We start from the raw sequence: 13,739 nt of genomic DNA, 5'->3' as shown, positions 1-13,739 counted from the left end.
AGAATATGAGTCAATATTGTCCGGGTAATATTTTGAGGCCATGCGGCCCCTGGGTGTTCCGGCGCCTCATGCGCGCGCTCATCCCCATGGAAATTCGTCACGAGACGATCGGTCCCGCTTTCCCCCGCCGGGGAATAGGCTAAAGGACGCCCATGCCCTTCCAGGCCCCGCGCGACGCGGCTGTCATCGATATCGGCTCCAACTCGGTCCGCCTGGTGGTGTACCGGCTGGAGGGCCGCGCCATCTGGACCGTGTTCAACGAGAAGGTGCTGGCCGGCCTTGGCCGCGATCTCGCCAAGACAGGCCGCCTGGCGCCCGAGGGCGTCGTCCAGACCCTGCAGGCCTTGAAGCGCTTCCGCGCCGTGCTGGAGGCGGTGAATCCCGCCGAGACCTTTGTCGTCGCCACCGCCGCAGCGCGCGAGGCGGAGGACGGCCCGGACTTCATCACCCGTGTGCGGGAAGAGACCGGTTTCAATGTCCGTGTTCTGTCCGGTGAGGAGGAGGCGCACTACGCCGCCGTTGGCGTGCTGGCCGGCGCGCCCGACGCCGCCGGCGTGGTCGGCGACCTCGGCGGCGCGAGCCTTGAACTGGTCCACCTGTCGGAGACCGGCGCGGGTCGTGGCGTCACCCTGCCGCTCGGGCCCTTCAGTCTGGCGGGCCCGGGGGGAACCGCCAACGGCTTTGACGCCGAGCGCGTCCGCCGACTGGTCCACGAACGGCTGGCGGCGGTCGCCGCTGACTTCCGCACGGACACCTTCCATGCCGTCGGCGGCGCCTGGCGGAACCTGGCCCTGCTGCACATGCGCCTGTCGGGCTATCCGCTGCACGTCGTCCATCAGTACAAGATCAGCGCAAGCGAAGCGCTGGACGCCGCGCGACTTGTCGCCCACCAGTCCAAGAGCTCGCTGGAGCGTATCGAGGGCATGAGCAAGAAGCGCTCGGAGACCCTGCCCTACGCCGCCATCGTGCTGGAGGCGCTGATCGAGCAGCTCCATCTCAAGCGCATCGAGATCTCGGCCTACGGCGTGCGCGAGGGCTTGCTGTTCGAAGCCATGCCGCCCCGCGTGCGGGGACTGGATCCGCTGATCGAAGGCTGCTGGGCGCTTGGCCATCGCCAGGGCGTCGCCGACGACCTTGGCCAGGCTCTGGACGCCTGGATCGCGCCGGCCTTCAGCCAACTGCCCGCCTTGTTCGAAGATCGCGACGCCGTGCTGATCTCGGCCGCCTGCCGCCTGGCCGATATGGGCGTACGCCTGCACCCCGATCATCGTGCCGATCTGGTATTCGAGCAGGTGCTGCGCGCCCCGATCGCCGGCCAGGGCCACGCCGAGCGCTGCTTCCTCGCAGCCGCCGCCCACGCCCGACACGCCACCAACTTCCATCCGCCTGAACTTCAGACGTTGGAACGGCTGTTAAGCCCGGTGCAACTGAAGCGCGCGCGGGCCCTGGGGGCGACGATCCGCCTGGCCTGCGACCTCTCAGGCCGCAGCCCCAGCCTGCTGGCCCATTCTCGGCTCAGCCTGGACAAGCACAACCTGATCCTGGCCGCCGAGCCGGGCTTTGCAAATCTTCTTCTTGGTGAACAAACTCATAAGCGCGCCAGCACGGCCGCCCAACATCTTGGACTGAAACCGAAGATTATCACGGCGTAAATCCAGGTATTGGCCAGTTCCGATCATGATTAATCCGATCTGAACTTCCCCAATACGGGGAAAATGACAAGTTGACGCAGCGAAAACGTGTGCGATGAGCACAGTTTGTTAGCCCTGTCTCGCGCAACCTTCCTCCAACAACAAATGTGGAGGTCAGTGATGTTGCAGCGTAAGTTCGACTATCTCGACGCGATCGCTCCGGCTCCGGCCGCTCGCAAGCGCCCCGAACTCCGAGTGGCCAACGACCACGACGCGCCCGTGACCAGCGCCGCGCGCACCCTGCAATCTGAACTGGGCCGCGTCTTCGCCCAGGAAAGCACATGGTCGGTCCGCCGCACGGTGGCGATTGGCGTGGTCTTCCACCTCGGCGTTTTCTGCGCTCTTGGCCTCGCCGCTGGCGGAGCTCTGGCGCAATTCGCCCATTGATCCGCCGCGTTTCCTGACCGCGTCTGCTTTGGCTAGTCCGCCAGCTCCGAGCCGCTCGGGATGGGATCGCCCCGATCCAGCTCGAGAAAGTCGGTGAAGGGCAGCCCGTAGACGCGGTCAAAGAACTCGGCCTGATAGCGGAACGGCAGGTTGGCGTCGCTGTTCCAGAGCATGACAATCCCGGTCCGTGTCGCCGGTTCGAACATCATCGTCGAGCGATATCCCGCCACGCCGCCGCTATGCCCCACAAGGTCGTGGCCGCGATAGGTGAAGCTGCGCATGCCCAGGCCGTAGCCCGGCCCTTTCAGCTCGCGCGCGATGTTGAGCCGTCCATAGGGCCTCCCCGTTCCCACACGAGAGCGCTGCACCTCGCCCAATACGCCGGTCGAGAGCACGTCAGGGCGCAAGCCCATCTGCGCCTGCATCCAGATGGCGAGATCCACGATCGTGGAGTTCACGCCGGCGGCGGCGGGGACATGATAATAGGCGTCTGAGAACGGCAGCGCGCGACCGTGCCGCGACGGCTTGGCCCAATGGGCCGAAGACTTCAGCCCGCCCTCCCCGAACGTTGCGTTCTTCATCCCGAGCGGCTCGAACAGGCGACGCTTGACCGCCTCGGCGTAGTCCAGACCGGTGCGGGCGTGGACGACCTCGGTGATCGTGTCGTATGCGATGTTCTGGTAGGTGTGACAGGTCCCCGGCGGGCAGACCGGCTTTAGGCTCGCGAACGAGCCGCGAATGACGGTGGGATCCTCGCCGTCCTCCAGCCTCCCATCATAGGCGTTGCGGCCAAGACCGGTGCGCTGGGCGAGCAGTTGCTCCAGCGTCAAGCCGACCTGCGCGTCGCCCGGCAGCTTCAGGCTGGTGTTGAAGACGGAAAGCGGATCCTGCAGCGATAGCGCGCCGTCAGCCGCCAGTCGTGCGGTCAGGGTTCCTGCGACCGTCTTGGACAGCGACGCCCAGCGAAACACTGTCTTGGCGCTGACGCGCTCGGCGTTGTCAGCGGCGGTGTAGCCATAGCCATGCACGAAGGCCAACCGGCCGTCTTCGACGATGGCCACGGCCAAGCCCTGCATCGAGCGATCGGTCATCATCGCTCTCAAGCGCGCGTCAACGGCGCGATAGTCGATCCGACCACGCCAGTCCGCAGGGTCCTCCGGGATCGGCGCCACGACGCTGGAAAGCTGCGGCGGCAGGATGGCGGGCGCGGCGCGCTTGAGAAAAGGCAGAGCGATCAGACCTGCAAGCACCAGGCCCCCAACGCCGGCGGCCAGCCATTTCAGGCGCCGCCGCCGCTCCCAGTCGCTCTGTTCGCCAGTGTCCAACACGCGTCTACTCTTGAAACCAGAAAGGGACCGGATCGCGGCGCTAGGCCCGATGCGGTCCCTTCTAGGCAGACTCGCTGTTCGGCCCAACCAGGGGGCCAGTCACGGCTTGGGGAGAACTACTCGCTTTTGGGCGCGCGACGCACCTCGACCACCCGCACGCGGGCGCCGTCCAGCACCAGCGCCAGCTCGCCCCGCTTGATCTTCAGGGCGTCGGAGCCAAACGCCTCACGGCGCCAGCCCGCCAGCGCCGGGGTCGCGGCGTTGTCGTCGGCGGCGATCTTTTCGAGATCCGAGACCGTGGCGATCAGCTTGGACGCCACGCCGGCTTCCTCGGCGCGGGCCTTGAGCAGGACCTTCAGAAGCTCGACCACGGCGCCAGCGTTCTGGGGCGGCGGCGGGCCCGGCTTGTCGACGACGGGGGCGTAGCCTTCGGGATCGGCCAGGGCGTCCTTGATGGCGGCCAGGAGATCGGGACCAAACTTGCTGCCGCCGAAGCCCTTGGGCACGCCACGAAGGTTGTTGAGGGCTTCAAGGCTGCCGGGCGTCTGGGTGGCCAGTTCGTCGATCGCCTCGTCCTTGAGGATGCGGCCGCGCGGCTGGTCCCGGTTCTGGGCGGTGCGCTCGCGCCAGGCGGCCACCGCTTTGAACACCGCCAGGTATTTCGCCGCAGTCTTGCGTGGGCGGAGGCGACGCCAGGCCTTCTCCGGGTCCACGTCATAGGCGGCCGGATCAGAGATGGCGGTCATCTCTTCCTCGACCCAGGCCAGACGACCCGAGGTCTCCAGGCGCTCGCGCAGGATCGGGAACAGCTTGGCCAGGTGGGTCACATCGGCCAGGGCGTAGGAAAGCTGGGCCTCGGTCAGCGGACGACGGGCCCAGTCGGTGAAGCGACTGGACTTGTCGATCTCGATCCGCAGCATCTGCCGAACCAGGGCGTCATAGGCGATCTGCTCGCCGAAGCCCGCCGCCATGCCGGCCACTTGCGTGTCGAACAGCGGCTTGGGCATCGCCTTCAGGTTATTGAAGATTTCGACGTCCTGGCGGGCGGCGTGGAACACCTTGAGGATGCGTTCGTCACGCATCACGGCCAGCAGCGGCTCCAGATCGATACCATCGGCCAGCGGGTCGATGACGGCTTCCTGGGTGGGGGACGCTACCTGGATCAGGCACAGCTTGGGCCAATAGGTCGTCTCGCGCATGAACTCGGTGTCCACGGCGACGAAAGGCTCGCCCGCAAGGCCATTACAGAACGCCGCCAACTCGGCGGTGGTGGTGATCAGCTTCATCCGCTGCTAATAGCCTCGCGCACCCCCGAGTCTGCAAGCGTCAAGACGCGCCAAGCGTGGCCGGGAAGCAAATTTTCCGCGAGTTCGGAGGGCGCCGTCGCCTTCCGACAGACCAGAGCGAGCCAATGAGCGATCTGCCGAACGGCCTGACCTACGCCCAGGCGGGTGTCGATATCGATGCGGGCAACGCCCTGGTGGACGCCATCAAGCCCTTGGCCAAGGCCACGCGCCGCCCGGGCGCGGAGGCCAGCCTGGGCGGCTTCGGCGCGCTGTTCGACCTGAAGGCGGCCGGCTACGACGATCCGCTGCTGGTCACCACCACCGACGGCGTCGGCACCAAGCTGCGCATCGCCATCGACACCGGCATGCACGCCACGGTCGGCATCGATCTCGTGGCCATGTGCGTCAACGACCTCTTGGCGCAGGGCGCCGAGCCGCTGATGTTCCTGGACTACTTCGCCACCGGCAAGCTGGACGTCGAGACCGCCAAGAGCGTCGTCGCCGGCATCGCCGAGGGCTGCAAGATCTCGGGCTCGGCCCTGGTCGGCGGCGAGACCGCCGAAATGCCGGGCATGTACGCCGACGGCGAGTACGACCTGGCCGGCTTCTCGGTCGGCGCGGTCAATCGCGACGCGGTGCTGCCCAAGCTGGACCAGCAGCGGGCCGGCGACATCATCATCGGCCTGGGCTCCTCGGGTCCGCACTCGAACGGCTATTCGCTGGTGCGCCGTGTCGTCGAGCGCTCGGGGCTGGCCTGGGACGCGCCCTGCCCCTTCGAAGCCGGCAAGACCCTGGCCGAGGCCCTGATGGCTCCGACCCGCATCTATGTGAAGTCGCTGCTGCCGCTGCTCAAGTCAGGCCGCGTCAAGGGCGGCGCCCACATCACTGGCGGCGGCCTGATCGAGAACCCGCCGCGCGCCATCGCCGAGGGCCTGGCCGCCGAATTCGACTGGAACAGCTGGGCCCTGCCGCCCGTGTTCGACTGGCTGGCCAAGACCGGCGGGATCACCGAACACGAGATGCGCCGCACCTTCAACTGCGGCGTGGGCTTCATCATCATTGTGGCTCAGGCCGACGCCGAGCCGGTGCTGGCGGCCCTGCTGAACGCCGGCGAGGACGCCTTTATCTGCGGGCAGCTGGTCAAGGCCTGATGAGCCCCAAGACCAAAGTCGCCGTCCTGATCTCGGGTCGGGGCTCCAACATGGAGGCCCTGGTCCGCGCCGCCCAAGCGTCCGGCTGCCCGTTCGAGATCGCCCTCGTGCTGGCCAACAAGCCCGACGCCAAGGGCCTCGAGATCGCCGGCGCGGCCGGGGTCGAGGCGCTGTGCGTCGACCAGAAGCCGTTCGGCAAGGACCGCGAGGCGCACGAGCGCGCCATCGACGCGGCCCTGCGCGCCCGCGCGATCGAGGTCATCGCCCTGGCTGGCTACATGCGGATCCTCACCCCCTTCCTGGTGGACGCCTGGGCGGGCCGGATGCTCAACATCCATCCCTCCCTGCTGCCCGCCTATCCGGGCCTGGACACCCACGCCCGCGCCATCGCCGCCGGCGAGGTCGAGGCCGGCTGTACGGTGCACCTGGTCACGGCCGGCGTCGACGAGGGGCCGATCCTGGGCCAGGCCCGTGTTCCAATTCTGCCAGACGACGACGAGCATGCCCTCGCCGCCCGCGTGCTGGCGCAGGAACACCGCCTTTACGCCGAGACGCTGGCGACGTTCTGTCGCGGTCTTTCAGCGGCAAAACCTCAAGATTGACGCGCGTTTACGACGCTGGGTCAGAGAATCGTCACAGTCGGTAACGATACTGTCGACATGGACGCCTTCCTGACTCAGACCTTCGCCCTTGCGGCCGACAACAGCGTGTTGGCGGGTCTGGTGCTGTTTGTGCTGACCCTGCTGGAAGCGCTGCTGGTGGTGGGCGTTCTGATCCCGATCGTCGGCGTGATGCTGGCCGCCGGCGCCTTGGTGGCGCAAGGGGTCATGCACCCCGTCGAAGCGGTGCTGTGGTGCAGCGCCGGCGCGGCGATCGGCGACGCCCTTTCCTATCTGCTCGGACACCGTCTGGGCGGGCGTCATGGGGCGCGCATGCTGTTCTCGGGTCGTCGTCGCCTGTTCGCCCGCGCCAAGCTCCTGGCCCGCCGCCACGGCGCGGTGGCGATCATCGCCGCCCGTTATCTCGGCCCCGTCCGTCCGATGATCCCGATCCTGGCCGGCATGAGCCGCGCGCGCCCGTGGCGGTTCCATATCGCCAGCGCCCTGACGGCGCCGATCTGGGTCGTGTCGCTGATGGCCCCGGGCTATTTCGCCGTCAGCAACCTGCAGCGCCTGGATCTCGACCCGGGTGTCGCCGGTCCCCTGGCGGTCGCGGCGCTGATCATCGTCGCCACGGTCTGGCTGGCTTTCCAGCGCCCCCGCGCCGCCCTGGCCTAGATCGCTCTGTAACGACGCTCGGCCCAGAGCGCGCCGCCCAGCACGATCAAGACGGCAAGCCACAAGGCCGCAGCGCCGATCGTCAGATAGCTCAGCGCGCCCAGCGCCCCGCCCGCCGCCAGGCCGGTCCACAACAGCGCGTAACGCCACCAGTCATTCGGTTCACCGCCGACCAGCGCGCCTGCGATCCGCTGGCCCGCCTTGACCAGGGCGCCGGTCATGTAGGTCAGGCCGACAGCGACGTCGCCGTTGCGCTGGAAAACCGCGTTCTCCGCGCCCATAGCCATCGCGACCGCCGCGACGCCGACCCGGTCATGACCAAGCGCCAACAGGATCGCGCCCGCCGCCAGGAGAACAGCCTCCAGCACCAGCACGGGCGAGCGCCGGGTCTCGCCCAGCGCCCGGGCGGTCAGCGCGCCCAGCACCACGCCCGCGACGAAGGCCGCCACAAGCCCGATGACCGTGAGCGCCGCCGTCCAGTGTGTCGTCGCCAGCGCCACGCCCAGCCGGGTGGAGTTGCCGCTCATGAACGAGACGAAGAAGCCGCCCAGCTTCAGAAAGCCGATGGCGTCGACATAGCCGGCCACGCCCGACAGCGTCACCGCCAGCGCCACCTCGCTGCGTCCATAGTGCTGCACGCCCAGACTCCCGCGCAAAAGAAAGCGGCCGGATCGTCACCGATCCGGCCGCTCTGCGTCATCAGAAATGTCGACGGCGATTAGCCGACGATTTCTTCTTCCGTGAAGAACTGGGCGATTTCGATGCCGGCGTTCTCGAGGCTGTCCGAGCCGTGGACCGAGTTTTCACCGATCGACAGGGCGAATTGCTTGCGGATGGTGCCTTCGTCGGCGTTGGCCGGGTTGGTGGCGCCCATGACTTCGCGGTACTTGGCCACGGCGTTGTCGCCTTGCAGCACTTGGACGACGACCGGCTCGGCGGTCATCTGGGCCACCAGTTCGCCGTAGAACGGACGCTCGGCGTGGACTTCGTAGAACTTCTTGGCTTGGGCTTCGGTCAGCTTCACGCGACGCTGAGCGACGATGCGCAGGCCGGCGGCCTCGATCACAGCGTTGATGGCGCCGGTCAGGTTACGACGCGTGGCGTCCGGCTTGATGATCGAGAAGGTGCGTTCGGTCACGGTAGTGATCTCACAGAAAAGTTGTGAATTGGGAGGTTGCGGGCTTATAGCCGTGCGCCCCGCCCCCGCCAACCCCACCGCGTAAGCTTCACAAAAATGCTGCAGATCAACGACCTGACCTTCAACGCGTGGGGTCGGCGCTTTTTCGACAAGGCGACCGTCAGTCTGCCGCCGGGCGCCAAGGTCGGCCTGATCGGGCGCAATGGCGTCGGCAAGTCGACGCTGTTCAAGCTGATCCTGGGTCAGTTGCATGCGGGCGACGACGAAATCAGCCTGCCCAAGAACGCCCGCATCGGCTCGGTCGATCAGGAGCACCCCGCTACGCCGGTCAGCCTGCTGGAAACCGTCCTGGAGGCCGATGTCGAGCGTCACACGCTGATGACGCGTCTGGAGACCGCCGATCCCGAGGAGATGGGCGAGATCTGGGCCCGGCTGATCGAGATCGACTCCGACTCCGCCCCGGCCCGCGCCTCGGAAATCCTGGTGGGCCTGGGCTTCACCCAGGACGACCTGCGCCGCCCGATGAGCGAGTTTTCCGGCGGCTGGCGGATGCGCGTGGCCCTGGCCGCAGCCCTGTTCGCCGAGCCGGACATGCTGCTGCTGGACGAACCGACCAACTATCTGGACCTGGAAGGCGCGCTCTGGCTGGAGGCGCGACTGCAGAAGTATCCGCATACGGCCCTGATCGTCAGCCACGACCGCGAACTGCTGAACAACAGCTGCACCCACATGCTGCATCTGGCCGGCGGCAAGCTGGAGCTCTACACCGGCGGCTACGACGATTTCGAAAAGCGCCGCGCCGAGAAGGCTCGCCTGCAACTGTCGGCCAAGGCCAAGCAGGACGCCGAGCGCGCCCACCTGCAAGCCTTTGTCGACCGGTTCAAGGCCAAGGCCTCGAAGGCCGCCCAGGCCCAGTCGCGCATGAAGCGCCTGGCCAAAATGGAGCCGGTGGCGACCACGATCGAAGAACGCGTCGCCCCCTTCACCCTGCCCTCGCCGCCCAAGCCCCTGCCTCCGCCGCTGATCCGGCTGGAGAAGGCCAGCGTCGGTTATGAGGCGGGCCGCGCGATCCTGAAGAACCTGAACCTGCGCATGGACCTGGATGACCGCATCGGTCTTCTGGGCGTCAACGGCGCGGGTAAGTCGACCTTCGCCAAGATGATCGCCGGCGCGCTGGGCGTGCAGGCCGGCGAGTTCCACCGCGACAAGAAGATGAAGGTCGGCTGGTTCCACCAGCACCAGATCGAGGCGATGGATCCCAACGACACGCCGCTGGAGATCATCCGCCGGGCCATGCCGGAGGCGACGGAAAGCTCGCGGCGCTCCAAGCTGGCCCAGTTCGGTCTCGGCTTTGAAAAGCAGGAGACCAAGGTCGAGAGCCTGTCGGGCGGCGAGCGCGCGCGACTGCTGCTGAACCTGGTGGCGATGGACGCCCCGCACATGCTGATCCTGGACGAGCCGACCAACCACCTGGACATCGACAGCCGCCGGGCCTTGCTGGACGCGCTGAACGACTACATGGGCGCGGTGATCCTGATCACCCACGACCGCTCGCTGATGGAACTGGTCGCTGACCGCCTTTGGCTGGCGGCCGACGGCACGGTCAAGCCTTTCGACGGCGACATGGACGACTACGCCAAGTTCGTGCTGGAACGCGCCAAGCTGGCCGTGAAGCCGACCCAGGTGGCCCGCGAACCCGAAAAGCCCGTCGCTGCCGCCCCGAAGAAGGCCGCTGTCGAGCCCCTGCGCCGCAAGGTCGAGGCCGCCGAGCAGGTGATGAACCGGCGCACCCGCGACCTGGCCGAACTGGAGGCACAACTCGGTGACCCGGATCTCTACGTTAAGAACCCGGGCAAGGTGGCGGAACTGACCAAGCGCCGCGACAACGCCCAGGCCAAGCTCAGCGAGGCCGAGGAGACCTGGATGACCCTGGCCGAGGAACTGGCCGAAGCCGAGGCCTGAACCAACCTCAGGGTGAACGGCCGCTAAACCATGTCGTTTAGCGCTTCCCGAACGCCTGTCGGCGCATCCTGCGGCCTATGAGCACAGGTCATCCCCGCAACCATGTCGTGGCCAACCCCGAAGGGTTGTCGTCGCACGTCGTGCTGGAGGCGTTCGCCGAATGGGTGAACACCCGCATTGGCGAGGCGTTGCGGATCGAGATGGATCTGGCCTTCCGCGATCGCCCGTTTGATATCGAGGTGGGCCGCTCGCCCGCCCTGGTCGGCTGGGAGCACAAGTTCATCCAGCCCGGCGCGCCCGCGCCGCGCGGCAAGATGTGGACGGTCTATCGTCTGCACGATCAGAAGGACCGTCCGGTCCACCTGCCGAAGTCCGGCGATCTGGTCGAGGACCTGACGCCTCTGCTCGGCGAGCTCGGCTATCTGGGCGTGTTTGAGGACGGAGTCGCTCAGTTTCCCGGCGTGGGCAAGCGCTGAGCGAGCCCGTCAACGGCGGCGGTGATCGTCGTGAGGCTTATCGTAGAGCGTGCGCAGATAGGCCGTGACGTCAGCGATCTGGATGGCCGTCATCGCCTTGGCGGGCATGGCGTAGTGGCCCACCGACGCGATCGCCTCCAGCTCCCAATCCAAACGATAGTCCGCATATTTCTTGGCCACCTCGCCGAACGGCGGCGCGTCTGAACGCGGGCTTACGCCGTCCGCACTGATCGCGTGACAGCTCGCGCATTGCTTGGCAGCGAAGGCCGCGCCCCGGGCCGGCGAGCCTGGAATGGCGTCATCGGCGATACCCGTGGATCGCGACGATTGGGCCGATGAAATCGACGGCGCCGTGAGGGCCGCCATCGCCAGAGCGCTTATCAATAGCTTTCGCATGTCGGTCACTCCCGTCGCTCTGAAGATGCCTCCTCACCATGACGCCGCCAACTCCGGAAGACCGCGTAGGGGCTGGGCCTTCCGGGAGCCGCTGGCCATCTCAGGCCGTTACGGGCTCGGGCGGCTCAAGAGCCTCCGCGAGCGTCGAGAGCAGCGACATCACGGTCAGCGGCTTGGGTGTGGCTCCATCGAACACCGGGTCCAATGGCCCGGCGCGCACGTCAGCCGAGAAGGCGATGATCGGCGCCTTGGCGCTGGGGCCGCTCTCGGCGCGGATCCGCAGCGCGGCCGCCACGCCGTCAAGGCGCGGCATTCGTAAATCCATCAGGATGGCGTCGTAGGAGCCCGCGCGCGCGGCGGCGACGCCGTCTTCGCCGTCGACCGCTTCCGCCACCTCGACGCCGACAGCCTCAAGCACGGAGCGGACCAGTTCGCGGTTACCGGCGTTGTCGTCGACGACCAGAACACGACGCCCGGGCGGCGGCATTGGAAAGTCCGGGGCTTCATCATCACCTTCGGCGGCCGGCGTCGACACAATCGCAGCCGGGATTTCAAACCAGAAGCGCGCGCCCTGCCCCAGGTTGCTCGCCACGCCAATCTCGCCGCCCATCAGCTCCACCAGGCCGCGCGAGATGGCCAGGCCCAGACCGGCGCCGCCATGCTCGCGATTCAGCGCCGCGTCGATCTGCGCGAAGCGGGTGAAGATCAGCGCCTGATCGGCCTTGCCAACCCCTGGGCCGGTGTCGATCACGCTCATGCGCAAACGGCCCTTATCGTTGTCGTAGGCCGCCTCCAGCGACACTTCGCCGACCTCGGTGAATTTCACCGCGTTGCCGACAAGGTTCAGCAGCACTTGGCGAACGCGCTCAGGATCAAGGATCACGCGCTCAGGCATGGCTTCGCCCCCCAAGGGCCGCAGCGCCAACTGCTTTTCGGTGGCGGCGGGCGCGAGGATCTCGAGAACGTCGGCGACCAGGTCGGCGATCACGACCGGGCGTAGTTGGAGCGCGATGCGGCCCTGTTCGAGGCGAGAGAAGTCCAGGATGTCGTTGATGGTCGTCAGCAGGGTCTGACCGCCCGTGGCGATACGGTCGACATAGCGCCGTGATCGCCCGCCCAGATCCGGCTCTTCGGCCAACAGATTGGCGAAGCCGATGACCGCCGTCAGCGGCGTGCGAAGTTCATGGCTCATATTGGCCAGGAACTCGCCCTTCACGGCGGCCGCGGCCTCGGCTTCGGCGCGGGCGGCGCGCAGCTCCATCTCCAGCGTCTTGCGCGCGGTGATGTCGCGGATGATGTCGGTGACGCCCACGGCCTGACCTGTTTCCGGACTGCAGGCCAGCATGGGTCGCGACTCCAGCCAGATCATCGCGCCGTCCTTACGGAAAGCGCGGTACTCGACGGTGATGGCCATAACCTCACCTCGCCCGCTGGCCTCCCGCTGGGCCCGTACCAGGTCGGCGATACGCGGAATGTCCTCTGGGTGAAGGACCTTCATATAGGCCCAGCCCAGCAGGTCTTCGGGCGCATATCCGAGGATCGCATACGTGGCCGGCGACATGTAGGTCATTCGGCCGTCGAGATCGCTGTGGGCGATCACGTCCAGCGCATTCTCGGCCAGAAGCCTATAGCGGGCTTCGCTCAGCTCGGCCTCGGAGCGCGCCTTCACGAGGTTGGCCATGATTTCGCGCCGTTGTCGCTGAAGGGCCGCCGCCGGCAGACTGATGAAGGTCGAGGCCGCCAGGAAAAGCTGCAGGACCAGAGACTGATCATAGGCCCCGCCCTGGATGAGGGTGATCGGTCCGCGTCCTGTGAGCGTCAGCACAAGGGCGATGGTAGCCACCAGCGCCGAACACAGCGCTGCCCCGAAGACCTCCTGACGCCAGGCTGCGATCAGCATCATGGGCGGCAGCAGGAACAACAGCGGATAACGGGCCTGGCCGAACACGATCAGCGCCATCACACAGCAGGCCACGACCGATAGAACCCCATCCCGCGTCAACGGGCGTTCGCGAAGGTAGTGGTTGGCTCTCGGCAGCACCAAGAGCGCTGGCCCTATGCACAACATGCCCAGGATGTCGTTCAGCGACCAGGTGATGATGTTGTGCACGAGATCGCCGCCACGCAGGGCGGTATGGACGACGGCCGCGAGCGACCCGATCACCAGCGGCGCCAAACCGCCGGCCAACAGGACGAAAGCCAGCATGTCGCGCGGTCGTCCCAGATCGATCGCATCGCCGACCGTCCTACGCACCAGGACAGCCGCGAGACCGGCCTGCAGCACATTCAGGGGCACCAGGGTCAGGTTGACCAAGAGGCTATCGCCCGCGTGCGCGCCGGCGGCCAGACCGCCGACCAGACCGCCCAGGAGGATGGCCGGCCACCGCCTGGAGGGTGATGACAGCAGCACGGCGGCCAGGAAGCCGTTAGAGAGCCAGATCGGCGTCACATAGCCGTAGGCGCGCGGCGTCTCGACACAAAGATAGGCGAGAAGCGCGAAGCCCAATGCTGCGACCACGGCCACCAAGGCCGCGGCGCCCAGATCACCCCGTGATCCTGTCTCCGACGTCGGTTTGACGACCATACTCTGAACCAGCCTTTGAAAGGGCTGATTCTGTTATTTCATGCGCCGTGCCGACACGCCAGA

14 protein-coding genes are annotated in these 13,739 nt (G+C 67.0%); 8 read left to right on the top strand and 6 right to left on the bottom strand.

Translation table 11 applies throughout. The annotated features are described in order from the left end of the window. Positions 1-152: 152 nt before the first annotated feature. Both J2X45_RS02850 and J2X45_RS02845 read left to right on the top strand, forming a co-directional pair. Complete coding sequence (locus J2X45_RS02850) at positions 153-1,652, top strand: Ppx/GppA phosphatase family protein (protein WP_310211070.1); 1,500 nt, start codon at positions 153-155, stop codon at positions 1,650-1,652. Positions 1,653-1,808: 156 nt separating this feature from the next. Then, positions 1,809-2,078, top strand: coding sequence for a hypothetical protein (locus J2X45_RS02845; RefSeq protein ID WP_310211067.1), 270 nt, complete (start codon positions 1,809-1,811; stop codon positions 2,076-2,078). Between the two features lie 32 nt (positions 2,079-2,110). Here J2X45_RS02845 and J2X45_RS02840 read toward each other — a convergent pair whose 3' ends face one another. Both J2X45_RS02840 and rnd read right to left on the bottom strand, forming a co-directional pair. After that, positions 2,111-3,406: a serine hydrolase domain-containing protein gene (locus tag J2X45_RS02840; RefSeq protein ID WP_310211064.1), complete on the bottom strand. Its 1,296-nt coding sequence runs from the start codon at positions 3,404-3,406 to the stop codon at positions 2,111-2,113. 116 nt (positions 3,407-3,522) lie between these two features. Further along, on the bottom strand, positions 3,523-4,692 hold the full coding sequence (rnd, locus tag J2X45_RS02835) for a ribonuclease D (RefSeq protein WP_310211062.1): 1,170 nt from the start codon (positions 4,690-4,692) through the stop codon (positions 3,523-3,525). A gap of 125 nt (positions 4,693-4,817) precedes the next feature. On the opposite strand from rnd, the gene purM reads away from it, so the two are divergent. The 3 genes from purM to J2X45_RS02820 are packed head-to-tail and all read left to right on the top strand — an operon-like array spanning position 4,818 to position 7,120. Then, positions 4,818-5,843: a phosphoribosylformylglycinamidine cyclo-ligase gene (gene purM / locus J2X45_RS02830; RefSeq protein ID WP_310211059.1), complete on the top strand. Its 1,026-nt coding sequence runs from the start codon at positions 4,818-4,820 to the stop codon at positions 5,841-5,843. Then, positions 5,843-6,445 carry a phosphoribosylglycinamide formyltransferase gene (purN, locus tag J2X45_RS02825; RefSeq protein WP_310211056.1) on the top strand — a complete coding sequence of 201 codons (603 nt, stop codon included), beginning with the start codon at positions 5,843-5,845 and terminating at the stop codon, positions 6,443-6,445. The genes purM and purN overlap by 1 nt, the downstream gene beginning before the upstream one ends. A gap of 57 nt (positions 6,446-6,502) precedes the next feature. After that, entirely contained in the window at positions 6,503-7,120 is a 618-nt protein-coding gene (locus J2X45_RS02820) for a DedA family protein (RefSeq protein WP_310211053.1), read from the top strand. Here the strand turns inward: J2X45_RS02820 and J2X45_RS02815 are convergent. Beyond that, positions 7,117-7,716 (bottom strand): DUF1275 family protein, encoded by a 600-nt coding sequence (locus tag J2X45_RS02815; protein WP_310212076.1) that lies wholly within the window; start codon positions 7,714-7,716, stop codon positions 7,117-7,119. The two genes, J2X45_RS02820 and J2X45_RS02815, sit on opposite strands and share 4 nt — an antisense overlap. Here J2X45_RS02815 and J2X45_RS02810 point away from each other — a divergent pair. Continuing rightward, positions 7,600-7,842, top strand: a complete 243-nt coding sequence (locus J2X45_RS02810) for a hypothetical protein (protein WP_310211049.1) — start codon at positions 7,600-7,602, stop codon at positions 7,840-7,842. The two genes, J2X45_RS02815 and J2X45_RS02810, sit on opposite strands and share 117 nt — an antisense overlap. Here the strand turns inward: J2X45_RS02810 and ndk are convergent. Continuing rightward, positions 7,839-8,258: a nucleoside-diphosphate kinase gene (ndk, locus tag J2X45_RS02805; protein ID WP_062099633.1), complete on the bottom strand. Its 420-nt coding sequence runs from the start codon at positions 8,256-8,258 to the stop codon at positions 7,839-7,841. The two genes, J2X45_RS02810 and ndk, sit on opposite strands and share 4 nt — an antisense overlap. 96 nt (positions 8,259-8,354) lie before the next feature. Between ndk and J2X45_RS02800 the strand changes: the two genes are divergently transcribed. After that, on the top strand, positions 8,355-10,220 hold the full coding sequence (locus J2X45_RS02800) for an ABC-F family ATP-binding cassette domain-containing protein (protein WP_310211043.1): 1,866 nt from the start codon (positions 8,355-8,357) through the stop codon (positions 10,218-10,220). A gap of 77 nt (positions 10,221-10,297) precedes the next feature. Then, the gene (locus J2X45_RS02795; RefSeq protein WP_310211038.1) at positions 10,298-10,696 is read left to right on the top strand and encodes a hypothetical protein; all 399 of its coding nucleotides are present in this window, start codon (positions 10,298-10,300) and stop codon (positions 10,694-10,696) included. A 9-nt stretch (positions 10,697-10,705) separates the two neighbouring features. Here J2X45_RS02795 and J2X45_RS02790 read toward each other — a convergent pair whose 3' ends face one another. Continuing rightward, positions 10,706-11,092: a cytochrome c gene (locus J2X45_RS02790; RefSeq protein ID WP_310211036.1), complete on the bottom strand. Its 387-nt coding sequence runs from the start codon at positions 11,090-11,092 to the stop codon at positions 10,706-10,708. A gap of 100 nt (positions 11,093-11,192) precedes the next feature. Further along, on the bottom strand, positions 11,193-13,676 hold the full coding sequence (locus tag J2X45_RS02785) for an MASE1 domain-containing protein (protein WP_310211034.1): 2,484 nt from the start codon (positions 13,674-13,676) through the stop codon (positions 11,193-11,195). Positions 13,677-13,739 lie beyond the last annotated feature (63 nt).

The sequence above is a fragment of the Caulobacter sp. BE264 genome (assembly GCF_031457805.1).
Taxonomy (GTDB): domain Bacteria; phylum Pseudomonadota; class Alphaproteobacteria; order Caulobacterales; family Caulobacteraceae; genus Caulobacter.
The sequence above is the reverse complement of the archived record's forward strand: the minus strand, read 5'-3'. Positions and strand labels throughout refer to the sequence as shown.

Coding starts and splice junctions, on each gene's coding strand:
- J2X45_RS02850 (WP_310211070.1), top strand. CDS start 153: ATGCCCTTCCAGGCCCCGCGCGACGCGGCTGTCATCGATATCGGCTCC.
- rnd (WP_310211062.1), bottom strand. CDS start 4,692: ATGAAGCTGATCACCACCACCGCCGAGTTGGCGGCGTTCTGTAATGGC.
- purM (WP_310211059.1), top strand. CDS start 4,818: ATGAGCGATCTGCCGAACGGCCTGACCTACGCCCAGGCGGGTGTCGAT.
- purN (WP_310211056.1), top strand. CDS start 5,843: ATGAGCCCCAAGACCAAAGTCGCCGTCCTGATCTCGGGTCGGGGCTCC.
- J2X45_RS02820 (WP_310211053.1), top strand. CDS start 6,503: ATGGACGCCTTCCTGACTCAGACCTTCGCCCTTGCGGCCGACAACAGC.
- J2X45_RS02800 (WP_310211043.1), top strand. CDS start 8,355: ATGCTGCAGATCAACGACCTGACCTTCAACGCGTGGGGTCGGCGCTTT.
- J2X45_RS02795 (WP_310211038.1), top strand. CDS start 10,298: ATGAGCACAGGTCATCCCCGCAACCATGTCGTGGCCAACCCCGAAGGG.
- J2X45_RS02790 (WP_310211036.1), bottom strand. CDS start 11,092: ATGCGAAAGCTATTGATAAGCGCTCTGGCGATGGCGGCCCTCACGGCG.
- J2X45_RS02785 (WP_310211034.1), bottom strand. CDS start 13,676: ATGGTCGTCAAACCGACGTCGGAGACAGGATCACGGGGTGATCTGGGC.